The sequence below is a fragment of the Streptomyces sp. NBC_00597 genome, from assembly GCF_041431095.1.
Classification (GTDB): Bacteria; Actinomycetota; Actinomycetes; order Streptomycetales; family Streptomycetaceae; genus Streptomyces.
The window spans coordinates 6,517,904-6,541,045 of sequence record NZ_CP107757.1 but is presented as its reverse complement, the minus strand read 5'-3'; the positions used below and the strand labels follow the sequence as shown (position 1 = coordinate 6,541,045).

Annotated in this window: 22 protein-coding genes; 9 read left to right on the top strand and 13 right to left on the bottom strand. The window is 72.4% G+C overall.

The features are described from left to right. Nucleotides 1-80 precede the first annotated feature (80 nt). The gene (locus OG974_RS29945) at nt 81-734 is read left to right on the top strand and encodes a hypothetical protein (protein WP_328763911.1); all 654 of its coding nucleotides are present in this window, start codon (nt 81-83) and stop codon (nt 732-734) included. Nucleotides 735-827: 93 nt separating this feature from the next. Beyond that, nucleotides 828-1,073: a DUF397 domain-containing protein gene (locus OG974_RS29940; RefSeq protein ID WP_030303613.1), complete on the top strand. Its 246-nt coding sequence runs from the start codon at nt 828-830 to the stop codon at nt 1,071-1,073. 88 nt (nt 1,074-1,161) lie between these two features. On the opposite strand, the gene OG974_RS29935 is transcribed toward OG974_RS29940, so the two are convergent. From OG974_RS29935 to eccB, 4 genes are all read right to left on the bottom strand, one after another. Beyond that, entirely contained in the window at nt 1,162-1,470 is a 309-nt protein-coding gene (locus OG974_RS29935) for a WXG100 family type VII secretion target (RefSeq protein WP_327278852.1), read from the bottom strand. A gap of 56 nt (nt 1,471-1,526) precedes the next feature. Then, a complete protein-coding gene (locus OG974_RS29930) occupies nt 1,527-1,862 on the bottom strand; it encodes a WXG100 family type VII secretion target (protein ID WP_030859748.1) in 336 nt (111 codons plus the stop codon). 213 nt (nt 1,863-2,075) lie between these two features. Continuing rightward, nucleotides 2,076-3,326: a type VII secretion-associated serine protease mycosin gene (gene mycP / locus OG974_RS29925; protein ID WP_327285808.1), complete on the bottom strand. Its 1,251-nt coding sequence runs from the start codon at nt 3,324-3,326 to the stop codon at nt 2,076-2,078. A 17-nt stretch (nt 3,327-3,343) separates the two neighbouring features. Further along, the gene (gene eccB / locus OG974_RS29920) at nt 3,344-4,954 is read right to left on the bottom strand and encodes a type VII secretion protein EccB (RefSeq protein ID WP_371644989.1); all 1,611 of its coding nucleotides are present in this window, start codon (nt 4,952-4,954) and stop codon (nt 3,344-3,346) included. A gap of 278 nt (nt 4,955-5,232) precedes the next feature. Between eccB and eccE the strand changes: the two genes are divergently transcribed. The 3 genes from eccE to OG974_RS29905 all read left to right on the top strand — a co-directional run bounded on the left by eccE (nt 5,233) and on the right by OG974_RS29905 (nt 9,900). Next, complete coding sequence (gene eccE, locus OG974_RS29915; protein ID WP_327278850.1) at nt 5,233-6,507, top strand: type VII secretion protein EccE; 1,275 nt, start codon at nt 5,233-5,235, stop codon at nt 6,505-6,507. Further along, nucleotides 6,504-7,202 (top strand): hypothetical protein, encoded by a 699-nt coding sequence (locus OG974_RS29910; RefSeq protein ID WP_327278849.1) that lies wholly within the window; start codon nt 6,504-6,506, stop codon nt 7,200-7,202. Before eccE ends, OG974_RS29910 begins: the two co-directional genes overlap by 4 nt. A 178-nt stretch (nt 7,203-7,380) precedes the next feature. Beyond that, nucleotides 7,381-9,900: an SCO5717 family growth-regulating ATPase gene (locus tag OG974_RS29905; RefSeq protein WP_371644987.1), complete on the top strand. Its 2,520-nt coding sequence runs from the start codon at nt 7,381-7,383 to the stop codon at nt 9,898-9,900. 88 nt (nt 9,901-9,988) lie between these two features. Here the strand turns inward: OG974_RS29905 and OG974_RS29900 are convergent, their stop codons facing one another. The 8 genes from OG974_RS29900 to rimP all read right to left on the bottom strand — a co-directional run bounded on the left by OG974_RS29900 (nt 9,989) and on the right by rimP (nt 18,307). Then, nucleotides 9,989-10,945 (bottom strand): bifunctional riboflavin kinase/FAD synthetase, encoded by a 957-nt coding sequence (locus OG974_RS29900; protein WP_327278847.1) that lies wholly within the window; start codon nt 10,943-10,945, stop codon nt 9,989-9,991. Between the two features lie 334 nt (nt 10,946-11,279). Then, a complete protein-coding gene (gene truB / locus OG974_RS29895; RefSeq protein WP_327278846.1) occupies nt 11,280-12,188 on the bottom strand; it encodes a tRNA pseudouridine(55) synthase TruB in 909 nt (302 codons plus the stop codon). After that, the gene (gene rbfA / locus OG974_RS29890) at nt 12,185-12,637 is read right to left on the bottom strand and encodes a 30S ribosome-binding factor RbfA (protein WP_030227571.1); all 453 of its coding nucleotides are present in this window, start codon (nt 12,635-12,637) and stop codon (nt 12,185-12,187) included. The genes truB and rbfA overlap by 4 nt, the downstream gene beginning before the upstream one ends. A gap of 27 nt (nt 12,638-12,664) precedes the next feature. Continuing rightward, nucleotides 12,665-12,958, bottom strand: coding sequence for a DUF503 domain-containing protein (locus tag OG974_RS29885; RefSeq protein WP_229336199.1), 294 nt, complete (start codon nt 12,956-12,958; stop codon nt 12,665-12,667). 153 nt (nt 12,959-13,111) lie between these two features. Continuing rightward, nucleotides 13,112-16,240 (bottom strand): translation initiation factor IF-2, encoded by a 3,129-nt coding sequence (gene infB, locus OG974_RS29880; RefSeq protein ID WP_327278844.1) that lies wholly within the window; start codon nt 16,238-16,240, stop codon nt 13,112-13,114. Nucleotides 16,241-16,388: 148 nt separating this feature from the next. Next, nucleotides 16,389-16,676, bottom strand: a complete 288-nt coding sequence (locus OG974_RS29875; protein ID WP_327278843.1) for a YlxR family protein — start codon at nt 16,674-16,676, stop codon at nt 16,389-16,391. Between the two features lie 120 nt (nt 16,677-16,796). Further along, on the bottom strand, nt 16,797-17,807 hold the full coding sequence (gene nusA / locus OG974_RS29870; protein ID WP_327278842.1) for a transcription termination factor NusA: 1,011 nt from the start codon (nt 17,805-17,807) through the stop codon (nt 16,797-16,799). Nucleotides 17,808-17,809: 2 nt separating this feature from the next. Beyond that, nucleotides 17,810-18,307, bottom strand: a complete 498-nt coding sequence (gene rimP / locus OG974_RS29865; RefSeq protein WP_327278841.1) for a ribosome maturation factor RimP — start codon at nt 18,305-18,307, stop codon at nt 17,810-17,812. A 155-nt stretch (nt 18,308-18,462) separates the two neighbouring features. Here rimP and OG974_RS29860 point away from each other — a divergent pair, with 155 nt between their 5' ends. The 4 genes from OG974_RS29860 to OG974_RS29845 are packed head-to-tail and all read left to right on the top strand — an operon-like array spanning nt 18,463 to nt 21,381. Beyond that, complete coding sequence (locus OG974_RS29860) at nt 18,463-19,023, top strand: hypothetical protein (protein ID WP_327278840.1); 561 nt, start codon at nt 18,463-18,465, stop codon at nt 19,021-19,023. Beyond that, nucleotides 19,020-19,478 carry a ferritin-like domain-containing protein gene (locus tag OG974_RS29855; RefSeq protein WP_327278839.1) on the top strand — a complete coding sequence of 153 codons (459 nt, stop codon included), beginning with the start codon at nt 19,020-19,022 and terminating at the stop codon, nt 19,476-19,478. The genes OG974_RS29860 and OG974_RS29855 overlap by 4 nt, the downstream gene beginning before the upstream one ends. A 16-nt stretch (nt 19,479-19,494) precedes the next feature. Further along, nucleotides 19,495-20,397 (top strand): aminoglycoside phosphotransferase family protein, encoded by a 903-nt coding sequence (locus OG974_RS29850; RefSeq protein WP_327278838.1) that lies wholly within the window; start codon nt 19,495-19,497, stop codon nt 20,395-20,397. 42 nt (nt 20,398-20,439) lie between these two features. Beyond that, complete coding sequence (locus OG974_RS29845) at nt 20,440-21,381, top strand: slipin family protein (RefSeq protein WP_329314665.1); 942 nt, start codon at nt 20,440-20,442, stop codon at nt 21,379-21,381. Between the two features lie 65 nt (nt 21,382-21,446). Here OG974_RS29845 and OG974_RS29840 read toward each other — a convergent pair whose 3' ends face one another. Further along, complete coding sequence (locus tag OG974_RS29840; protein ID WP_327278836.1) at nt 21,447-23,141, bottom strand: proline--tRNA ligase; 1,695 nt, start codon at nt 23,139-23,141, stop codon at nt 21,447-21,449. Nucleotide 23,142 lies beyond the last annotated feature (1 nt).

Sequence of the window (23,142 nt, the reverse complement as noted above, 5' to 3'; positions counted from 1 at the left end):
GTGCGGGGCCGGGCGACCGGCCCTGCACCCGTATCGTGGCCCGATCACCCCATGATCCTTCGAAAGAGGCTGAACGCATCGTGATACGTCGTCGGAGAGAGCGCGGCCGCCGGTCCGCGGCAGCCGTGGCCGTGGTGGCCGCCGCGTTCCTGCTGAGCGGCTGCACGGGCGGCGACGCCCTGAGCGTGGACGAGTTGCGGGAGATCGCCGACGCGGTCGACCCCGAGGGCGGCATCGACTGCCCCCTGCCCTACGACTTCGCCGAAGCGGCCGAAGCCGCCGGGGTCACCGGGGACGCGGGCCCGGGGTACGCCACCGCCGACCTGGCCGCCATCTCCGGGGAGACCGACGGGGGATCCGACCCGAACGGGCCCTTCGCCCGCAATCCCGGAGGGGTGGTGAGCTGCGTCTTCCACATCGGCCGGGAGGACCTGGAGGTGCACACCGTCGCGACGCGCAGGCCGCGGGCGCTGTCCGTGCTGCTCCCCGTGGTCTCGAAGGCGGCCGGCGTGGGGCCCGACGGGCTGATCCCGTTCAGTGAGGCGGCGGCCGTGGCGGAGGCGGGTACGCCCGTCCTGGTCACGAGCGGCAACGTGGCGGCCGTACGGCTCGAACTCGATGGCAACGGGGACGCTTCGCTGCTGCTGACCGCCGGGGACGCGGGGCACAGCGGGCTCAGCCGGGGCCAGGTCGAGGGCCTCGCCCGGGCCCTCGCCGGCCAGGTACCGGGGTGATCGAGGGGAAACACTCCCCCGCCCCCGCACGCAGCACCGATAATCGGCAGCGAAGACCGCGGGAGCACCGCACCGCCGAGGGAAAGGCCGCACATGGGCACCCAGCAGGAGAAGGACGAGCTGTACGCGCTCGACATCAGCGGCGTGGAGTGGGAGGGCCCGCCCGGGACCAGCCCCGACGAGGAGCGGGTCGAGATCGCGCGGCTGCCCGAGGGCGCGGTGGCCATGCGGTCCTCGCTCGACCGGGACACCGTCCTGCGCTACACGGCGGCCGAGTGGGAGGCGTTCGTACTCGGCGCCAGGGACGGGGAGTTCGACCTGGACCGCGGCCCGCGCTGAAGCCCGTACGCCGGGGCCGGGGTACGGCGACGGGGCGCGCCCGGTGCGGGCGCGCCCCGTATCCGCATGCGGCTGCGGCCGACCGGGCTCAGTAGGCCTCGGTGAACAGGCGCGAGGCCTTCACGTCGGTGGCGCGGTAGTCGCCCTTGCCGCGCTCGATCAGCTGGGCGACCTGCTCCAGCTGATTGTGCATGTGGTCGGCCTTGCCCTTGTACTTGCCCTGGAGCGTGACGTACGCCTGGTGCGCCTCACCGTCCCAGGTGTCCGTGACGACCTTCAGGGCCTGGTCCATCTCCTCCAGGTCCGTCATGATCTTCTTCGAGACGACGCGGATGCGGTTCGCCATCTCCTGGACGCTCTCATACCGGACCTTGGTGTGGCCGTCGGAACCAGCCATGTTCTTCTCCTTCGCGCTGAGCTGAGCTAAGTGGGGAACGACGCAAAAAAGGCAGGTCAGATGCCGTTGAGGCCGGAGCCGCCCTGGCCCGCGCCGGCCTGCACCGTCTTGAACGCCGCACGCACGTCGTCGTCCTGCGCGTTGCTGAGGTTCTTGGTCTGCGCGACCGCGTTGTGCAGAACGCCGAGCAGACGACGGATCTCGTCGTGGTCCTCGTTGACGACCGTCTGGGCGGAAACGAAGCCCGAGGCACCCACACCGGTCCAGCCGGCGCTCACCGTGGCGAGGATGTCAGCCAGCTCGCGGGACTGGGTGGTGACGGCACGGGCCGTCGTCTCGATCTTGTTCTTCGCCTGGACGATCGGATCGTCTGCGAGTCCGAAATTGCTCATCCGAAGCTCCTCACTTCTCAATTCGCCGGCAGAACCGGCGGATTGCGCAGCGGAAGGGAGGTTCCCGGCGCGGATGTGAGTCACGCGTCCCGGAATTCCCCCTCCGCCTCACGCGATCCCCCGATCACAGTCGTGAAGCCTGGTGTCACTCTAGCCAGTTCATCTGACGGTCCCAACATCGGCAGGCCGTTTCCGTTGATGAACTGTGACGGTTCACTGCAAACGGCCGCGGCGCTTGCGGGCGTCGCGCACCACCGTCGCCGCGCCCGCGATGACCGCGATCAGCACGCCCGCGATGCCGAGGGCGTACGTTCCGAACCGCTCCTCGCGCTCCTGCACGGTCTCCGTCATCCGCAGCGCCGCCGCCTCGGGGGCGGCCGCCGGGGGCGGTCCGGGGTCCGGGACGGGGGCCTTGGGACGCTCGTGGTCCTGGGTGACCGCCCGCACCGGGTCGACGACACCCCATCCGACGTAGTCGTCACGGCCGTTGACCGAGCGCTCGGCGGTCCCCTCGATCTGCCAGATGATCTCTTGCGGGGTCCAGTCCTCGTGCTTCGCGCGCAGCAGGGCGGCGACCCCGGCGACGTAAGGCGCGGAGAAACTGGTGCCGTTGTCGATGCACTGGCCGAAGCCGGGGACGGTGGAGACCATGTCCACGCCGGGCGCGGCCACTGCGATGAAGTCGCCGGGCTGGGAGAAGGCGGCCCGCTCGTTGTTGCGGTCCGAGGCCGCCACGGCGAGGACGCCGGGGAAGGCCGCCGGGTAGGTCTTGCGCTTCTCGCCGCTCATGCCGTCGTTGCCCGCCGAGGCCACGACCACGACCTTCGCGTCGACGGCCCGCTGGACGGCCTTGCCGAGGTCGGAGTCGGCGGTCAGGGGAACGTCGGTGTCCTGGGAGATGTTGATGACCTGGGCGCCCTTGGCCACTGCGTGGTCGATCGCCTGGCCCAGCGACTGGGCGTTGCCCTTGCCCTGCCCGTCGTTCTGCCGGATCGGGATGATGGTGGCGTCCGGGGCCAGACCGACGAAGCCGGTGCCGTCCTGCGGCCGGGCTGCGATCAGACCGGCCACCTTCGTGCCGTGGCCGACCGTGTCGATGGTGCCGTCCCCGCCCTTGGGGTCGATGAAGTCCTTGCCCGCACCGACGTCGATGGCACCGCTGAGCTGCGGGTTCGCACGGTCGACGCCGGTATCGATGACCGCGACACGGACGGGCTTGCCGCTCTTGTCCTTGCCCTTGGTCTGCGCCCAGAGCGCGTCGAGCAGCAGCCGCTGAAGGGCCCAGGGGCGGTCGGCGATCTGCTTCTTCATGGGGAAGGTGCACTCGCCGGCGCCCGCGAGGTCCAGGGCCGGTGCACGGACGGGCTCCGGGTGCGGTGCGGCCGCGGCCGCGGCGGTCGTACCGGACAGGGCGGTGACGGCGAGCACGGCGCTGACGAGTGCGCTGCGCGCGTACGAGGGCATGGGCATCGGCGGCGTCCTCACGAACCTTGGGGCTGGCGTGCGGAGTTGGTGTCCAGGCGCGGCCCCTTCGAGAGGAACTCGGACCACGCGATGGGCACCATGGCCGGTGTCACGGTCCCGTAGCCGAGCCGGATCTGTGCCTGGCTGGCCTCGGGACGGCCGTCCGCGGCGCCCTGGCCGTTCGGCTGGTCGGGCGCGCCGATCTTCGACTTCTCGGCGTCACTGTCCCCGTTGGCCTGCACCGCGTACCGCAGACCGGTGTCGGTGACCAGGAAGAGGGCTCCGCCCGCCGTCGTCTGCCTGCCCTGGACCTGCGTGTACAGGAGCCCCGAGCCCGGCGTGACGTACGCGCTGGTGCCGCTGGCGGTGATGTCGATGGGGAAACCGGTTCCGGCCCAGGTGCTCAGCGTCTGGTTGCCCTGTCCGTCGACCGAGCGCAACACGTTGCAGACGGTGTCGCGGGCGGCGGCGCCCTGGGGAGCGGCCCCCGGTGCGGCAGTGCCCTGTGCGGGGTCCGCGGCACCGGTCTGGTTGATGCGGTCGGACTTCTTCTGCGGCCACTTGGCCTCGCCCTTGAACGCCGTGGCGTCCGGGTTCAGCGACTGGAGGTCGACCTCGCGGGGCTTGCCGTGCATGTTGAGGCCGTCGGTCGCGGGCGCCGAGATCAGCAGCCACGCCACGAAGTCGGAGACCGGGGCGACCTTCCCGGGCAGGACGACGTAGTGCTGCGCACCGGAGCCGGTCTGCGCCTTCAGCACCATGCCGACCTTGTTGTCGGCGGTGGTCAGGCCTTGGACGTCGGCCTTCGTTCCGGCCCCGGCGGGCAGCTGCGGAAAGGCCAGGTCGTCCCCGGAGTTGAGGGTGTCCAGCCACGCCTGGGTGACCTGCTGCGGGGTGGCGCCGGTGCTGCCGACCAGCGCGTTGGTCATCTTCCCGGCGTCCCCGCCGCCTTCGGGGAACTTGTACTTCGTCCCCGTGGCGTCGATCAGGTAGCGCTCCTTGGCCCCGCCCGTGCTCTGCACGTACAACATCTGGCTGTCGGTGACCTTGCGGGCGTCGTCCATCAGCCCCGCCTCGCGGTCGGCGAGGACGAACGTCGCGGTCTGAACGGTCTTGCCGTTGCCGCCCGGTGCCTGGCAGACGGCCCAACGCTTGGCCTTGCCCGCGTCCTGCGGGGCCGGCAGCCGGTCGGGCGCGTACGGGATGCCGATGATGGGCCCGCGCGGCGGCTTGCCCGCGTCCAGGATCTTGTCGTCGATCTGGATGACCTTGAACTTCTGCGGATCCAGGAGCAGCCGGGCGGAAGCGAGGTTGAGGACGGGGTGCAGCCGGGTCTGGTCCTTGCCGTTCACCTTGGTCGTCAGCACCACGTAGCGGGTCGTCGACTGCTTGCCGACGATGACCTTGGTACCGGCCTCGTCCCAACCCTTGGGCGCCTGCGGCTTGAACATCCCCCAGGCACCGAACCCGGCCAGTACGAGCGCCCCCGCCACCAGACCCGGCAGGACCGCGCGCAGCGGACGCGGCGCGCCCTCTTCGGATCCCGTGGCGGAAGGCTGGAGGAACGCGGCCACCGTGCGCCGCTTCGCAAAGGTGTACGCGTTGAGTTCATCACGTCGTGATGCCATGACCGTCTGCTTCTCCCCGCACGGCCCGGTCGGTGAGTACGGTCCCCCGAGCCTCGATTGTCGGACTGCAGACCTACTATGCCTCTTGACGGAGGGTGCCCACGGGCCGGGTAGGGTGAGGCTGCCGCTCACTGCCTTCCGGGCCCCACCAATCAGGGGTCGTCGGGGTATTCAGGGCTTGTTGGGGTGGATTGGGGAGATTCCGGGGCCCTGCGGCGGGCAACTCCCGGCTCCGCTACTCACGGGGTACGGCCCCAGAAAGGCGAGGTGGGCGCCTGATGGCCACCGCGACGCAGCCGCAGACGGGCGCGCCCGCACCCGTACGCGGCGGGGTGACGCCGTATCCGAAGTCGAGCCCGGGCCGCTTCGGCCCGTTCCGATTGCAACAACTCGTGCTGCTCCAGATCGCCGTGGCCGCCCTCCTGGTGGCCTGGGTCGTGGAACCGCTGCTGCTGGTTCCCGCCGGTGTGTTGGCGCTCGTCCTGGTGGTGCTCGCGGTCGTACGCCGCCACCAGCGTTCCCTGCCCGAATGGATCGGCGGTGCGCTCGCACTGCGCTCCCGGCGCCGCAGGGCCGCGTCCTTCGCCGTGCCCGCGGGCACCGAACCGGGGCTGGCCCCGCTCGTCGAGGCCGATCCGGCGCTGCGGACCCTCACGTTCAGCGACCGCGACCGGCGGCCCGTCGGCATGGTCGGTGACGGGACGTTCCTGACGGCCGTCGTCCAGGTGGACATGGACGCCACCGCGCTGCGGCCCGACCGCGGGGCGCGGCCGCTGCCCCTGGCCCTCGTCCGGGACATCCTCGAAGTCGACGGCATCCGGCTGGAGTCCGCGCAACTGGTGCAGCACACCCAGCCCGCGCCGGCCCCGCACCTGCCAGCCCAGTCGATGGCCACCCGCAACTACGCGCCGCTCCAGGCCACCACGGGCACTCCGGCCGTCCGGCTGACCTGGATCGCGCTCAAGCTCGACCCCGAACTGTGCCCCGAGGCGGTCACCGCGCGCGGCGGCGGGCTCGGGGGCGCGCAGCGCTGTGTGGTCCGCGCCGCCGACCAGTTGGCGAGCCGGCTGACCGGGGCGGGGTTCCGTGCCACCGTGCTCACCGAGCAGGAGCTGACGGCCGCGCTGGCCACCTCCTCGTGCGCCAACCCGATGGCGATCACGCAGGCGGGGCGCTCGGCGAGCACCGGCCGGCGGACCGAGGAGACGGCCCGCATCTGGCGGTGCGACGACCGGCGGCACACCACGTACTGGATAGGCCGCTGGCCGCAGCTCGGCGGCAGCGGGGCGGCGTCCCTGCCGCAGTTCGTGGCACTGCTGACCTCGCTGCCGGCGCTGGCCACGAACTTCAGCCTGACGATGGCTCCGGCAGAGCGCCAGGGCGTGACGCTGACCGGCCACGTACGGGTCACGGGGCGCAGCGACGAGGAACTCGTGGCGGCCCGCAGGGAACTGGAACGGACGGCCCGCGGCGTGCGCACCGGGCTGGTCCGGCTCGACCGTGAACAGGTACCGGGGCTGCTGGCCTCGCTGCCGCTGGGAGGGGCACGATGAGGGGCGGCTTCGGGCTGATCGGCCCGCGTCGGGAACGGCACGCGGTCCCGGCGGTGGACCTGGACGTGCTGGCACTGCCCGTCGGGGACGACGGGGTCGTCATCGGCGTGGACGCCGAGGGCCGCCCGGCGGTGCTCGGCATCAACCGGCCGACCCCGTACGAGGTGACGCTGATCGGCGGCCTGTGGACGGCGCAGGTCCTGGCGCTGCGCGCGGCGGCCACGGGTGCGCGCGTGGCGGTGGAGACCGGCCGCGGGCAGGCCTGGTCCGGGCTGGCCCAGGCGGCGGGCGGCGGCCAGCAGTGCGTGACCCTGCACGAGGTCGGCCGGGTGCCGCCGCAGGGCGCGTCGGCGGGCAGTCCGGTCCTGGTGATCCGTGACTGCGGGATGCGGCCGCCGCGCGGGCGCGTGGTGGCGGGCCCTTGGCAGTCGGTGCTGACCCTGCTGCCGTACCTCAGCCCCACGGCGCCGAGGCTGCTGCAGAACTCCTCCCTGGTGGGCGTGCAGCGGGTGTCCCCCGACGAGGCGGAACAACTCGGCCGCCTGATGAACCTGCCGGGGGCGGCGGTGGATTCACTGCCGACGCTGGGCGACGGGGTCACCCTGTGGTGCACGCCGCGGGACCGCCAGTTCGTGATGACCCAGGGCACGGAAGCGGAAACGGGCCTCCTGGGCCCCTCCCGCCGCATCGACTGACCCCGCAGCCCGCAAGCCCGCGGACCGGGTGCCTCGCCGGCACGAAAGACGCAGGGTCTCCCCGGCGACGCGGGACGTCGGAGGGGGGCGGACACCGATGTCGGCGCGCGATTAGGCTGGGCGCGGGCGCGGCGTCGAGGTGGGCGCCGGACCAGTGTTCGACAGACCAGGAGGACCAGTGAGCGGCGATCGGAACGAGAGGCGCGGCGGGACTTGGGACGTCCCGACGGACGATCAGTCCGACGCGGAGCCCGAGGTGACGGGCGAGTTCACCATCGACTACACCCCGCCGGCCTGGTACACGCAGGGCGCGGCCCCTGCCGCTCCCGTACCGGGCCTCCCGGAGGGCAGCGGCTTCGAGCCCCACCGCCCGACGGACGTGGCCTCGCCCCCGACGATGCGGATCGCCCCACCGGCCCCCCGCACGCCGTCGGACGGCGCGGGCGTCCCGGCCCAGGTGCCGGCCCCGGCCCCGGCTCCGGCCGAGACCGCCGCCCCGCCGGCGCTGGCAGCGGCGGACAACGTCGTTGCGCCCGCAGCCGAGGCACCCGCCCCGCCGGCCCCGGCCGACGTGCCGGCCCCCGTCACCACCTCCGCCGACGGCACCGGTGTGCCCGCGGCCCTCCCGGCACCGGCCGAGGTGCCCGCTCTGCCGGCTCCGATGCCGGCCCCGGCCGCCGCCGCGCCCGAGGCCACCCACACGCCCGGGATGTTCGTGAAGGCCCCCGTCGGGGGACCCGACCCCGTCCAGCGGCAGGACACCCCGCCCGACGGGACGGCCATCCCGTTCGGCAACCCCGAGCCCGTGGCGGCGCAGACGCCCCAGGACGCCGTCCCCGCGCCGCAGGTGCCGAGCCCCGTCAGCCCCGCGGACGCGGTTCACCCGCCCGTGGAGGCCCCCTTCGGGGGACCCGCAGGGGAACTCCCGGCGCTGCCACCCGCGTTCCACGCCACCACGACCCCCCAGGACGGCTACGGCTTCCCGCCGGCACCGGCCCCGACGTCGACCCAAGACGGCTACGCGTTCCCCTCCGCGCCCGCACCGGCGCCCCAGGACGCCTTCCCGCCCGCCCCCGCACCCCAGGACGGCTACGGCTTCCCGCCGGCACCCGCACCGGCCCCGACGTCGCCCCAGGACAGCTACGCGTTCCCCTCCACCCCCGCACCGGCGCCCCAGGACGCCTTCCCGCCCGCCCCCGCACCCCAAGACGGCTACGGCTTCCCGCCGGCACCCGCACCGGCCGCCCCCGCGCCGCAGGACGGGTACGGGTTCCCCCCGGCCCCCGTCCCGGCGCAGCCGCAGCCGCAGCCGCCCGTGGACGGAGGTGACTTCGCGTTCCCGCCCGCGCAGCACGCGCCCGTAGCCCCTCAGCCGCAACAGCCGCAACAGCCGCAGCCGCAGTACGACCCCCGCAGCAGCGGCCAGTGGTCCTCCGGGCCGCAGCCGGGCCCGCAGCCGCACGATCCTCGCTACCAGCCCGGCCCGGCCGGCGGTGGAGCGCCGCTCGGGTACACCGCCGCCGTCGAGCTGTCCTCCGACCGCCTGCTGCGCGGCAAGCAGAAGCCCAAGCCCCAGCGTTCCGGGTTCCGTTTCGGCGGCAAGGCGGCCGAGGCCGAGCGGCTGCGCAAGCTCGAACTGATCCGCACTCCGGTCATGTCCTGCTACCGCATCGCCGTCATCAGCCTCAAGGGCGGCGTCGGCAAGACCACGACCACCACCGCCCTCGGCGCCACGCTCGCCACCGAGCGTCAGGACAAGATCCTGGCCATCGACGCGAACCCCGACGCCGGTACCCTCGGCCGCCGGGTCCGCCGCGAGACCGGGGCCACGATCCGGGACCTGGTCCAGGCGATCCCGTACCTGAACTCGTACATGGACATCCGGCGGTTCACCTCTCAGGCCCCGTCCGGCCTGGAGATCATCGCCAACGACGTCGATCCGGCCGTCTCCACGACCTTCAACGACGAGGACTACCGCCGCGTCATAGAGACGCTGGGCCGCCAGTACCCGATCATCCTCACCGACTCGGGTACCGGGCTCCTCTACTCCGCCATGCGCGGCGTCCTGGACCTGGCCGATCAGCTGATCATCATCTCGACCCCGTCGGTGGACGGCGCCAGCAGCGCGAGCACCACGCTCGACTGGCTCTCCGCGCACGGGTACGCCGACCTGGTCTCCCGCTCCCTCACCGTCATCTCGGGGGTCCGCGAGACCAGCAAGATGATCAAGATCGAAGACATCGTGCAGCACTTCGAGACCCGCTGCCGGGGCGTCGTCGTGGTGCCCTTCGACGAACACCTCGCGGCCGGCGCCGAGGTCGACCTCGACCTGATGCGGCCCAAGACCCGGGAGGCGTACTTCAACCTCTCCGCGCTGGTGGCCGAGGACTTCGTCCGCGCCGCCCAGCAGGCGCCGCCGGGCCACTGGGGAGCGCCTCAGCAGCCCCAGCCCCAGCAGCCCCAGCAGCCCCAGCAGCCCCAGCAGCCGCAGCCGCACCAGCAGCCGCCGGCTCCGCAGCAGCCTCAGCCGCAAGGCCAGCCGTACGGGCAACCCCAGGCCCCGTCCCCCTACCAGCAGCCTCCCCAGCCGTACGGCCAGCCCTACCCGCAGCCCGGCCAGCCCTGGCAGCCCCAGCAACAGTCGCCGCAGCAGCCCCAGCACCCGCAGCAGCCCCCGCGCGATCCGCGCCTCGGCTGACGACGGCAGCACGAAGGGCCCGTACCTCCCGGGGAGGTACGGGCCCTTGTGCGTGCGGGCGGACGGGAGTGGGGCGGCAGCCCCCGGCTCAGCGCTCCGCGTCGTAGGTGTCGGTCAGCGTCCGCGCCCGCTTCACATCGTCCGCGATGGCTTCGAGGAGGCCGTCCAGCGATTCGAACTTCGCCATGCCGCGCACGTACGCGAGGAAGTCCACGGTCACGTGCAGTCCGTACAGGTCCAGGCCGACCCGGTCGATCGCGTACGCCTCCACGGTCCGCTCGGTGGCGTCGAACTGGAGGTTCGTCCCCACCGAGATCGCCGCCGGCATCCGCTCGCCGTTGGCCGTGAGCCAGCCCGCGTACACGCCGTCCGCCGGGATGGCGGTGTGCGGGGGCGTCTCGACGTTGGCCGTCGGGTAGCCGAGCTCGCGCCCGCGCTGGGCGCCGCGTACGACGACGCCCTCGACCCGGTGCGGCCGTCCCAGGATCTCGGACGCGCCCGCCATGTCGCCCTCGGCGACCAGCCTGCGGGCCAGGGTCGAGGAGAACGGCACGCCGCCGCCCGCCGCGCCGCGCTCGACGAGGTCCACGACCTCGACCTCGTAGTCGTAGGTGCCGCCGAGTTCGCGCAGGAAGTCGACGTTTCCTGCGGCCCGGTGGCCGAAACGGAAGTTCGGTCCCTCGATGACGGCCCGGGCGTGCAGCTTGTCGACGAGCACCTTCACGATGAAGTCGGCCGGGGAGAGCTGCGAGAACTCCGCCGTGAACGGCAGGACCAGCAACGCGTCGACGCCCAGCTCGGCCATCAGTTCGGCACGGCGGTCGTACGGGGCCAGGATCGGCGGGTGGCTGCCGGGGCGCACGACCTCGCTCGGGTGCGGGCTGAAGGTGACGACGACGGACGGCACGCCGAGCGCGCGCGCCTTGGCCACGGCCCGCCCGATGATCAGCTGATGGCCCCGGTGCACACCGTCGTACGAGCCGATGGTGACGACGCTGCGTCCCCAGTCCTGGGGGATGTCCTCCAAGCCACGCCAGCGCTGCACTGTGACCGCTCCTCGCCCGAACCGTGTAGGCCCTGTACTGGTTGCCGATTGCAGGTCTAAGACTGCCATGCCCGTGCCCGGGGGCCCGCATCGGCATCTGGCAGGGGCCGCTCTGTGTCATCTCGGCCGGGCGGCGCCCCACCGGCGGTGGCAGTGCCCGCGCGCGCGGCGGAAAAGCGCCCCCTAACGCTCCCTCCAGTCACTCCGCGCGCCTGCTCGGACGGGTGAATACGGAGGCCCGGGTGGATAGAGACCTACCCGAGGGGGGTCGTGGAGCGGTGAGCGGCAGGTGATGTGCGCTCACCGCTCCACGTCATGACGGAGTCGGTGCGGATCAGACGAAGACGGCCAGCGACTTCGCCTTGCCGCCCTTGCTCTCGACGAGCCCGAGCAGTTGGCCGTCCGGTCCGTAGACCGCCACCGCCTTGCCCGCGGGGTACGCGTCCGGCATCTCGATCCGCACGCCGTTGGCGAGCAGCGAGGCCCGCCGGGCGTCGAGGTCCCAGCGCGGGAAGGCCGCGGCCGCCGCCTCGCCGATCGGCATGACGGTCAGCTCCTCCTGGAGCTGGTCCAGGGTCCGCGCCCGGTCGATCTTGTACGGGCCCACCCGCGTGCGCCGCAGCGCGGTGAGGTGGCCGCCGACGCCGAGGTCGGCGCCCAGGTCACGGGCCAGGGCGCGGATGTACGTACCGCTGGAGCAGACGACGGAGACGACGAGGTCGACGACCTTGGTGCCGTCCTCGGCTTCCGCGTCCCGCATGTCGTACACCTGGAACGACGAGACGGTCACCGGCCGGGCCGGGATCTCGAAGTCCTCGCCGTCCCGCGCGCGCTTGTAGGAGCGCACGCCCTTGATCTTGATGGCGCTGACCTTCGACGGGACCTGCATGATCTCGCCGGACAGCTTGGCGATGCCCTCGTCCACGGCCTCGCGGGTCACCGCGGAGGCGTCCGTCGAGGAGGTGATCTCACCTTCCGCGTCGTCCGTCAGCGTGTTCTGGCCGAGGCGGATCGTGCCGAGGTATTCCTTCTCGGTGAGCGCGAGGTGGCCGAGGAGCTTGGTGGCCTTCTCGACGCCCAGGACGAGGACTCCCGTCGCCATCGGGTCGAGCGTGCCGGCGTGGCCGACGCGCCGGGTCTTGGCGATCCCGCGCATCTTGGCGACCACGTCGTGCGAAGTGAAGCCGGACGGCTTGTCGACGATGACAAGACCGTCCGGAGTCTTCCCTGCGTTGGTGCTCATTCCGCGGCTGCGTCCTCGTCGTCCTCGTCGCCCGGCTTCTTGTACGGGTCGGCGTCGCCGGCGTACTGGGCGCCGGAGGACACCTCGCGCACCTGGGCATCGGAGGCGCGCGCCTTGTCGAGGAGGTCCTCGATGGTCTTGGCGTTCTCCGGGAGCGCGTCCGCGACGAAGGTCAGGGTGGGCGTGAACTTGGTTCCCGCCGCCCGGCCGACCGCGGAGCGCAGTACGCCCTTGGCACTTTCGAGGCCCGCCGCCGCGCTGGCGCGGTCCTCGTCGTCACCGTAAACCGTGTAGAAGACCGTGGCCTCCCGCAGGTCGCCGGTGACCCGGGTGTCCGTGATGGTCACGTGCGTACCGAGGCGGGGGTCCTTGACTCCGCGCTGCAGCTTCTCGGCCACCACCTCCCGGATGAGGTCCGCCAGCTTCTTCGCCCGCGCATTGTCGGCCACTGGTCCGTCTCCTTCTTTGTCTTGCAGTCAGTCTTCATCACCGTGCAGCCGCCGTCGTACCGACAGCAGCTCCACTTCCGGACGCGCCGCGACCAGCCGCTCGCAGCGGTCCAGTACGTCCGAGAGGAACCCCGCGTCCCCGCTGACCAGAGCGACCCCGATGCGGGCCCTGCGGTGCAGATCCTGCTCTCCCACCTCGGCCGCGCTCACGGAGAACTTGCGTTGGAGCTCGGCGACGATGGGTCGAACGACGGAGCGTTTCTCCTTCAGCGAGTGGACGTCGCCGAGGAGCAGATCGAAGGACAGAGTCCCCACGTACATTCAGTTCCGGATATCCCGCCGGTGCGGGTTCGGTGGCCTGCCGGCCGTCGCGCGGCAGGGTCACCAGAACCGTACACGCAACGGCCGGGGCCGATCGACGGATATTCCGCCGACCGGCCCCGGGGTTACGACACGGTGCGATGTGCCTCGCGCTTACGCGCGGGGCTTCTCGCGCATCTCGTACGTCGCGATGACGTCGTCGATCTTGATGTCGTTGAAGGAACCGAGGTTGATACCACCCTCGAAGCCCTCGCGGATCTCGGTGACGTCGTCCTTGAAGCGGCGCAGACCGGAGATGGTGAGGTTCTCGGCGATGACCTTGCCATCGCGCAGGAGCCGCGCCTTGGTGTTGCGCTTGACCTCGCCGGAACGGATGAGGACACCCGCGATGTTGCCCAGCTTGGACGAGCGGAAGATCTCGCGGACCTCCGCCGTACCGAGCTCGACCTCTTCGTACTCCGGCTTGAGCAGACCCTTGAGGGCCGCCTCGATCTCCTCGATGGCCTGGTAGATCACCGAGTAGTAGCGGACGTCGACGCCCTCGCGGTCCGCCATCTGCGCGGCACGGCCGGCCGCACGGACGTTGTAACCGATGACGATGGCGTCGGAGCCCATCGCCAGGGCGATGTCGGACTCGGTGACCGCACCCACACCGCGGTGCAGGACACGGATGTCGACCTCTTCGCCGACGTCGAGCTGGAGCAGCGAGGACTCCAGGGCCTCGACCGCACCGGACGCGTCGCCCTTGATGATGAGGTTGAGTTCCTGGACCAGACCGGCCTTGAGAACCGAGTCGAGGTCTTCCAGGGACACCCGGCGGACGCGCTTGGCGAAGTTGGCGTTGCGCTCACGCGCAGCACGCTTCTCGGCGATCTGACGGGCGGTGCGGTCCTCGTCGACGACGAGGAAGTTGTCGCCGGCGCCGGGGACGTTGGTGAGACCCAGGACCAGGACGGGGGTCGACGGACCCGCTTCCTCGACGTTGTTGCCCTTGTCGTCGAGCATGGCGCGCACACGGCCGTAGGCGTCGCCCACGACCATCGTGTCGCCGACGCGGAGGGTACCGCGCTGGACGAGGACGGTGGCGACGGCACCGCGGCCGCGGTCGAGGTGGGACTCGATCGCAATACCCTGAGCGTCCTGCTCCGGGTTGGCGCGCAGGTCGAGCGAGGCGTCGGCGGTGAGGACGACGGCCTCCAGCAGGGAGTCGATGTGCAGACCCTGCTTGGCGGAGATGTCGACGAACATCGTGTCGCCGCCGTACTCCTCGGCGACCAGACCGAACTCGGTGAGCTGACCGCGCACCTTGACCGGGTCGGCACCCTCGACGTCGATCTTGTTGACCGCGACGACGATCGGGACGCCGGCGGCCTTGGCGTGGTTCAGCGCCTCGATCGTCTGCGGCATGACGCCGTCGTTGGCCGCGACCACGAGGATCGCGATGTCGGTCGACTTGGCACCACGGGCACGCATGGCGGTGAACGCCTCGTGACCCGGGGTGTCGATGAAGGTGATCTTGCGGTCTTCACCGTTGACGTTGGTACCCACCTGGTAGGCACCGATGTGCTGGGTGATGCCGCCGGCCTCGCCCGCGACGACGTTCGTCTTGCGGATGGCGTCGAGCAGTCGGGTCTTACCGTGGTCGACGTGACCCATGACGGTGACGACCGGGGGACGCGGCATGAGGTATTCCTCGCCGCCCTCGTCCTCACCGAACTCGATGTCGAAGGTCTCCAGGAGCTCGCGGTCCTCCTCCTCCGGGCTGACGATCTGAACTGTGTAGTTCATCTCGCCCGCAAGGAGCTGGAGGGTCTCGTCGGAGACGGACTGCGTGGCAGTGACCATCTCGCCGAGGTTCATCATGACCGCGACCAGCGACGCCGGGTTGGCGTTGATCTTCTCGGCGAAGTCGGTGAGGGACGCACCGCGCGACAGGCGAACGGTCTCGCCGCTGCCGCGGGGCAGCATCACGCCGCCGACCGACGGGGCCTGCATGGCCTCGTACTCCTGGCGCCTCTGACGCTTCGACTTGCGACCACGACGGGCGGGCCCGCCGGGACGGCCGAAGGCACCCTGCGTGCCACCACGGGCACCGGGACCGCCGGGACGACCACCGAAGCCGGGACGACCGCCGCCACCGGCACCGGCCGGGCCGCCGCCGAAGCCGCCGCCACCGGGACGCGGGCCGCCGAAGCCGCCGCCGCCCGCGGGACGCGAGCCCGGACCGGCCGGACGGCCGGCGAAGCCGCCGCCGCCGGGACGACCGGCGCCACCGGGACGCGGGCCACCGGCACCGGGACCACGGCCACCGGGGCCGCCGCCGGGACGGGGACCGGGACCACCGGCAGCGGGACGCTGCGGCATCATGCCCGGGTTCGGACGGTTACCGCCGGGAGCACCACCGGGACGCGGGGCGCCGCCCTGCGGACGGGGCATGCCGCCCGGGGTCGGACGGGCGCCGCCGGGACCCTGGGGACGCGGAGCGCCACCGGGACCACCCTGCGGGCGCGGAGCACCCTGGCCGCCGCCGGCGCCGGGGGCACCGGGACGGGGCGCGCCGGCCGGACGGGGCGCCTGCGGGCGCGCCATGCCGGTGGAGCCACCAGAGGTGAACGGGTTGTTGCCCGGACGGGGACCGGCCGGACGGGCGCCCTGCGGACGCGGGGCCTGGGAACCGGGACCGGCGGGACGCTGTCCCTGGCCGGGCGCGGTGCCCTGCGGACGCGGCGCGCCGGGACGGGCGCCGCTCTGGCCGCCCTGGGCGGGACGCTGCTGCGCCGGACGCGGGCCGGGGGTCGCGCCGGAACCGGCGGGACGCTCGGTGCGCGCCGGGGCGGCGGGGGCCGCCGGGGGCGCGGAGAACTCGGTCGCCACGGGAGCCGCCGGAGCGGGCTTGGGGGCGGCCGGAGCCTTCGGGCCGGGACGCGGGCCGGGGGCGGCCGGGGTCACCGGGGCGGACGCGCTGGGAGCCGGAGCCTCGGCAGCGGCCGGCTTGGGGGCCGGGGCGCCGGGCTTCGGGGCAGCGGGACGTGCAACGGCACCCGGGGTGGGAGCCCCGGGCTTGGCGGGCGCGGCCTTGCGGGGCGCGCCCGGCTTCGCAGCGGACTTGCCGGCGCTGCCGCCGGGCCCCTGCAGTGCGTCAGTCAACTTGCGTACAACCGGCGCCTCGATCGTCGAGGACGCCGAACGGACGAACTCACCGAGTTCCTGGAGCTTGGCCATGACGACCTTGCTCTCAACTCCGAACTCCTTGGCGAGTTCGTATACCCGGACCTTAGCCACTTCGCTCCTTTTAGGTCCGGGTTACGCCGGACCGTCGCTACTTCATGGGCGTACTCATCGCGTACTCATCGAGTGCTCATCGCAATCTCGACCTACTTCCAACTCGCGAGGTACCTGACCGCACGGGGTATCCGTGCCGTACTACTTCTTACGGTGTCGCCTCGGCCACGACGGCCACGGCTTCGCTCAGTCCGGTCGTGTCGAGTGCTCCCGGGGACCGAAGGGCCCGGGGGAACGCTCTGCGACGGACCGCCTTGTCCAGACAGACCAGGGCAGGGTGCACGTAGGCACCCCGGCCGGGCAGCGTACCGCGTGGATCGGGGACGCATTCGTCCCCGATCGCCACGATGCGCAGCAGATCGCTCTTGGCCGCTCGCTCCCGACACCCCACACAGGTGCGTTCGGGGCATGCGCGGGCTTGCGTCCGGCCAGACACGCCTAAGTCTACCTCCCCGTACCGACCTCACCCCTTCGGGCGAAAAATCGAACGGATGTTGTCGCGATCTGCTGTCTTGATTCCTGTCTACCGGTCGGAGAGCCCCGACCGGTACCGGATTTATTCCCCGTCCCGGGCCCGGTCGGCGTCCGGGGACACCTCCGTGTCGGGACGGATGTCGATGCGCCAGCCGGTGAGCCGCGCGGCGAGGCGGGCGTTCTGGCCCTCCTTGCCGATGGCCAGCGACAGCTGGTAGTCGGGCACGGTCACCCGGGCGGAGCGCGAGTCCCAGTCGACGACCTCGACCTTGCTCACCCGGGCGGGTGACAGCGCGTTCGCGACCATCTCCGCCGGGTCGTCCGACCAGTCGACGATGTCGATCTTCTCGCCGTGCAGCTCGGCCATGACGTTGCGCACACGGGCACCCATCGGGCCGATGCAGGCGCCCTTGGGGTTGAGGCCCGAACGGGTGGACCGTACGGCGATCTTGGTGCGGTGGCCGGCCTCGCGGGCGATCGCCGAGATCTCCACGCTGCCGTCCGCGATCTCCGGGACCTCCAGCGCGAAGAGCTTCTTCACCAGGTTGGGGTGGGTGCGCGACAGGGTCACGGACGGGCCGCGGACACCCTTCGCCACCCGTACGACGTACGCCTTGACCCGGAGGCCGTGCGTGTACTCCTCGCCGGGGACCTGCTCCTGCACCGGCAGGATGGCCTCCAGCTTGCCGATGTCGACGAGGACGTTCTTGGGGTCCTTGCCCTGCTGGACGACGCCGGTGATGACGTCGCCCTCACGGCCGGCGAACTCGCCGAAGGTCAGGTCGTCCTCGGCGTCACGCAGACGCTGCAGGATCACCTGCTTGGCGGTCGTCGCGGCGATCCGGCCGAAGTCCGACGGGGTGTCGTCGAACTCCTTGGCCTCCTGCCCCTCCTCCAGGTCCCGCGGGTCCTCCGTCGCCCACACGACGACGTGGCCGTTGGTGCGGTCCAGCTCCACGCGCGCCCGCCGGAAGCTGCCCTCGGTGCGGTGGTACGCGATGAGGAGGGCCGACTCGATCGCCTCGACGAGCAGGTCGAAGGAGATCTCCTTCTCCCGGACCAGACCCCGCAGGGCACTCATGTCGATGTCCACGGCTACGCCTCCTCTTCCTTCTTGTCCTTGCGGTTGAACTCGATCTCGACCCGCGCCTTGGCGATGTCGGTGAAAGCGATGCGGTGGGCGGTCGCCTTGCGGCCCTTCACGCCCGGGACCTCAAGGTCCATGCCCTCGTCGTCCACGTCGAGGATGCGGGCGATCAGTTCCCCGCCCTCGACGAGCTGGAACTTCGCGAGGCGGCCGATCGCCCGTACGTAGTGACGGTGCTCGGTCAGCGGGCGGTCGGCGCCCGGCGAGCTCACTTCGAGGACGTACTCGTCCTCGCCCATCACGTCGGATTCGTCGAGCTTGTCGGATACCTCTCGACTCAGCTCGGCACACGTGTCCAGCTCCACGCCCTCGTCGGAGTCCACGATGATGCGCAGCATCCGGCGCTTGCCGGCCTTGGACATCTCGATGTCCTCAAGATCCAGGCCCCTGGCGGCGACGAGCGGCTCCAGCAATCCGCGCAGCCTGTCGCTCTGGGTGGTGCTCATCCGGGTGACTCCTCGGCCGCGTGTGCTGTTGTGTTTCCGTCGCGTGTCAGGTCAAAGGGTATCCGGTCGCGGAGGGTGTTGCCGTCCGTCGTCCGCAGGGGGCCCCGGGTACCGTGATCACACCTTGCCCCGCCATCACCTTCGAGGATGTCGCCGTGCCCTGGACCCTGCCTTCGCGGCCCTCTCGCCGGAGCCTGCTCGTCGGCGCCGCCGGTGCGGCCGGCGCCGTGCTGCTCACCGGGTGCTCCGACGGGGACGGTACGTCGGACACCGCCACCGGGGTTTCACTCGAACGGCGGATGCGCGAGACGGCCGTTCGGGAGAGTCAGCGGCTGCTGGAACGTTACGACGCCACCGCCGCCGCCCATCCGGCCCTGGCCGCACGCCTCGCGCCGCTGCGCTCCGCGGTCGCCGCGCACCGCGCGGCACTGGCCTCCGCGGACGGCGGGGCGGACGGCCCGAGCGGCAAACCCTCCGCCTCGCCCTCGGCTTCGTCCGCCCCGGCCGGCGCACCCGTGGCGAGCGCCGAGCCCGTACCGCCGAAGCCCGACGAAGCCCTGACCGCCCTGGCGGACGCGGAGCGGAGCCTGGCCGAGGCCCGGACCATCGCCCTCGCCGGGGCGCCCGGGGAGCTGGCCCGGCTCCTCGCCTCGGTGGCCGCCTGCGGCGCCGTACACGCGTACCTGCTGACCTCGCCCCAGGGAGCCAAGCCGTGAAGACCCCGCCCTCCCCCACGAACCGCGCCCTGGAGGCCGCGCAGTCCGCGCTCGCCGCCGAGCACGCGGCCGCGTACGGCTACGGGGTCGTCGGGGCCCGGGCCTCCTCCGCCCGGGCGGCCGAGGCCCGCGAGGCGTACGGCGGCCACCTCTCGCGCCGGGACGCTCTCGCCCGCACGGTGCGCGAGATGGGCGGTGCGCCCCGGCCTGCGGAGGCCGCGTACGCCCTGCCCTTCGAGGTGCGCGGGCCGGCCGACGCCGAGCGGCTGGCCGCAGAGATCGAGGACCGGGTGGCGGGCGCCTACTCCGACCTGGTGCGGGCGGCGGACGGCCGGCTGCGCCGCGAGGCGGCCGACGCGCTGAGCGCCGCGGCCCTGCGCGCGGCACGCTGGCGCGGTGTCGGCGTAGCCTTCCCTGGGCTCACGGAACGTGGAGAACGAGCCCGGACCAGCTGAAAGGGATCACGCACGCATGGCTTTCGAACCGCCGCAGCGGCTCGTACGGGCGCTCGGCGAGACGCCGGAATCGGCGCAGAACGCTGACTGGCTGGGGCAGTTGCCCCGGCTCGCCGAGGCGGCGCTGGCCCGGCGTGGAGTGCGGGCCCAGCGGGTGCAGGCACCGGGCGGCCGGAGCAGTCTGGTCGTCCTCGTCCACTACGCCGACGGGACGCCGGCCGCGCTGAAGCTGGCTCCCCCGCAGGCCCGGTCCGACCGGGAGCTGGCCGCGCTGGCGCACTGGGGCGGCTTCGGGGCCGTACGGGTCCTCGACACCCGGCACCACGACGAGGACGGGGCGCTGCTGCTGGAGCGGCTCCACCCGGAGGTGTCCCTGCGCTCGCTCCCGGAGGCGAAGGCACTGCTGGAGGCGTGCGGGACGCTGCGCCGGCTGTGGGTGGCCCCGCCGGCCGGGCACCCGTTCGAGACGGTGGCGCAGCGCACCGCCCAGCAGGCGGAAGCCCTGCGCAAGGCCCCGCCGGAGGCCGCGGCCCTGGCCTCCGCCGCGCTCGCGGTCCGCGAGGAGCTGACGGCCCTGCCCGGCGAGGAGCTGCTGCTGCACGGGAACTTCCGGCAGGGCAAGGTGCTGGCGGGCGAGCGGGCGCCGTGGCTGGCGGTGGGGCCGGACCCGCTGATCGGGGACCGCGCCTACGACCTGGCCCGGCTGGTCCGGGACCGGCTGGAGGACCAGGTCGCGTCGTCGGCCGGGGCTGCGGGCGCCAGGCGCCGGGTGAACAAGCTGGCCGACTCCCTGGAGCTGGACCGGGACCGGCTGCGGGGCTGGACGCTGTTCCGGGCGGTGGAGTCCGGGAACCGGGCGCTGGCGGCGGGGCGGCGCCGGGACGCGGAGCTGCTCCTGGAATTCGCGACCTGGTTGTAGGGCATACCGTAGATACGGGTAGGTGCTCCGCAGGAGGCCGTCATGCTCCAGGAACTGCTGACAGCGGGAATCGCGGCAGCCGCGGGCATCGCGGTGTACGCGGGCGTGGCTTCACGGGTCGTCCGACAGTACGAGCGGGGCGTGGTCTTCCGCTTCGGCCGCGTGCGGGAGGGGATCCGCGGGCCGGGCTTCACCATGGTCCTGCCGCTCGTCGACCACCTGCGCAAGGTGAACATGCAGATCGTGACGATGCCGGTGCCCGCGCAGGAGGGCATCACGCGGGACAACGTCACCGTGCGGGTGGACGCGGTCGTGTACTTCAAGGTCGTGGACCCGGCGAACGCGATCATCGAGGTCGAGGACTACCGGTTCGCGGTCTCCCAGATGGCGCAGACCTCGCTGCGCTCGATCATCGGCAAGTCCGACCTGGACGACCTGCTGTCCAACCGGGAGCAGCTCAACCAGGGGCTGGAGCTGATGATCGACAGTCCGGCGGTGGGGTGGGGCGTGCAGATCGACCGGGTCGAGATCAAGGACGTCTCGCTGCCCGAGACGATGAAGCGGTCGATGGCGCGGCAGGCCGAGGCGGACCGCGAGCGGCGGGCGCGGGTCATCAACGCGGACGCGGAGCTCCAGGCTTCGAAGAAGCTGGCCGAGGCGGCGGCGGTGATGTCGGAGCAGCCGGCGGCGCTCCAACTGCGCCTGCTGCAGACGGTGGTCGCGGTCGCCGCCGAGAAGAACTCGACCCTGGTGCTCCCCTTCCCGGTGGAGCTCCTGCGCTTCCTGGAGCGGGCCGCCCCGGCGCCGGTCGCGGACCCCGTGCCCGGCCCCGCGCCGGCCGCCGCACCCGCCGTGGCGGACCGTGCCCCGGAGCCCGCTCCCCCGCTGGAGGGACCGGCGCAACCCGCCCCGCCCGTGGACGGGGCCGCCCCGGCGGCCGCACCGCCGCCCACCGACGCGGAACAAGGGCCGTCGGCGGCCTAGGAGCACGGGCCGGTGCGGGGCCGGGGCGCGCGGGCGCGGGTCAGGTCAGGTCAGGTCAGGTCAGGTCAGGTCAGGCGGGCGAGGGCTTCCGCCAGGGGGAGTTCCTCGCGGGTGCCCGTGACGCGGTGCTGGAGTTCGACCACCTCGTCGGCGGACCGGCGGCCCGCCACCAGGATCCAGGGGACCCCGATCAGTTCCGCGTCCGTGAGCTTCACGCCCGGGGACAGGCCCGGCCGGTCGTCCAGCAGGACCCGGAGCCCGGACGACGCCAGGGCCTCGGCCGCACGCTCCGCCAGCGCCAGCGGGACCGCCTTGCCGGCCGCCACCACATGGACGTCCGCCGGGGCCACCGCCGCCGGCCAGGCCAAGCCGCGCTCGTCGGCGGTCTGTTCGGCCAGCGCGGCCACCGCCCGGGAGACGCCGATGCCGTAGGAGCCCATCGTGACCCGCACCGGCTTGCCCTCGCGGCCGAGCACGTCCAGCCCGAAGGCGTCCGCATACTTGCGGCCCAGCTGGAAGATGTGCCCGATCTCGATCGCGCGGTCCAGCCGGAGCCCGGCGCCGCAGCGCGGGCAGGGGTCGCCGGGCTCGACGACGACCACGTCGAGGTACTGGTCCACCTCGAAGTCCCGCCCGCAGACCACGTTCCGGGCGTGCGTGTCCGGCTTGTTGGCGCCGGTCACCCACGAAGTGCCGGGCGCGACACGGGGGTCGGCCAGGTACCGGACCTTGCCGAGGCCCTGCGGGCCGACGTAGCCGCGCACCAGGTCCGGACGGTCGGTGAAGTCCTCGGCCGTCACCAACTCCACGACGGCCGGGGCGAGGTGCTCGCCGAGCTTGCCGAGGTCCACCTCCCGGTCGCCGGGCACGCCCACGGCCGTGATCTCGCCGTCGACCTTCACCAGGAGGTTCTTCAGCGTCGCCGACGCGGGTACGCCCAGGTGCGCGGCGAGGGTCTCGATCGTCGGGGTGTCGGGGGTGTCGACCTCCTCGATCGCGGGGTGCTCGGCGTCCACCGGGGCCAGTGCGAAGGTCACGGCCTCCGTGTTCGCCGCGTAGTCGCACGACGGGCAGTCCACGAAGGTGTCCTCGCCGGCCGCGGCGGGCGCGAGGAACTCCTCCGACGCCGAGCCGCCCATCGCTCCCGACACCGCGGACACGATGCGGTGGTCCAGGCCCAGGCGCTCGAAGATCCGCTGGTAGGCGGCGCGGTGCAGGGCGTACGACTCGGCGAGTCCCTCGTCGCTCACGTCGAAGGAGTAGGAGTCCTTCATCTGGAACTCGCGGCCCCGCAGCACCCCGGAGCGCGGCCTGGCCTCGTCCCGGTACTTGGTCTGGATCTGGTAGAGCATGACCGGAAGATCCTTGTAGGACGTGCACTGGTCCTTCACCACCAGGGTGAAGATCTCCTCGTGGGTGGGGCCGAGCAGGTAGTCCGCGCCCTTGCGGTCCTTGAGCCGGAAGAGCAGGTCACCGTACTCCGACCAGCGCCCGCTGACCTCGTACGGCTCCTTCGGCAGCAGCGCCGGGAGCAGCACCTCCTGGGCCCCGATCGCGTCCATCTCCTCGCGGACGATGCGCGAGACGTTGTCGAGGACCTTCTTGCCGAGCGGCAGCCAGGTCCACACTCCGGCGGAGCTGCGGCGGACGTATCCGGCGCGGACGAGGAGGCGGTGGCTGAGGGTCTCCGCGTCGGCCGGGTCCTCGCGGAGGGTCTTGGCCATGAGGCGGGACATGCGCTGCACGTGTTGCGATGACATG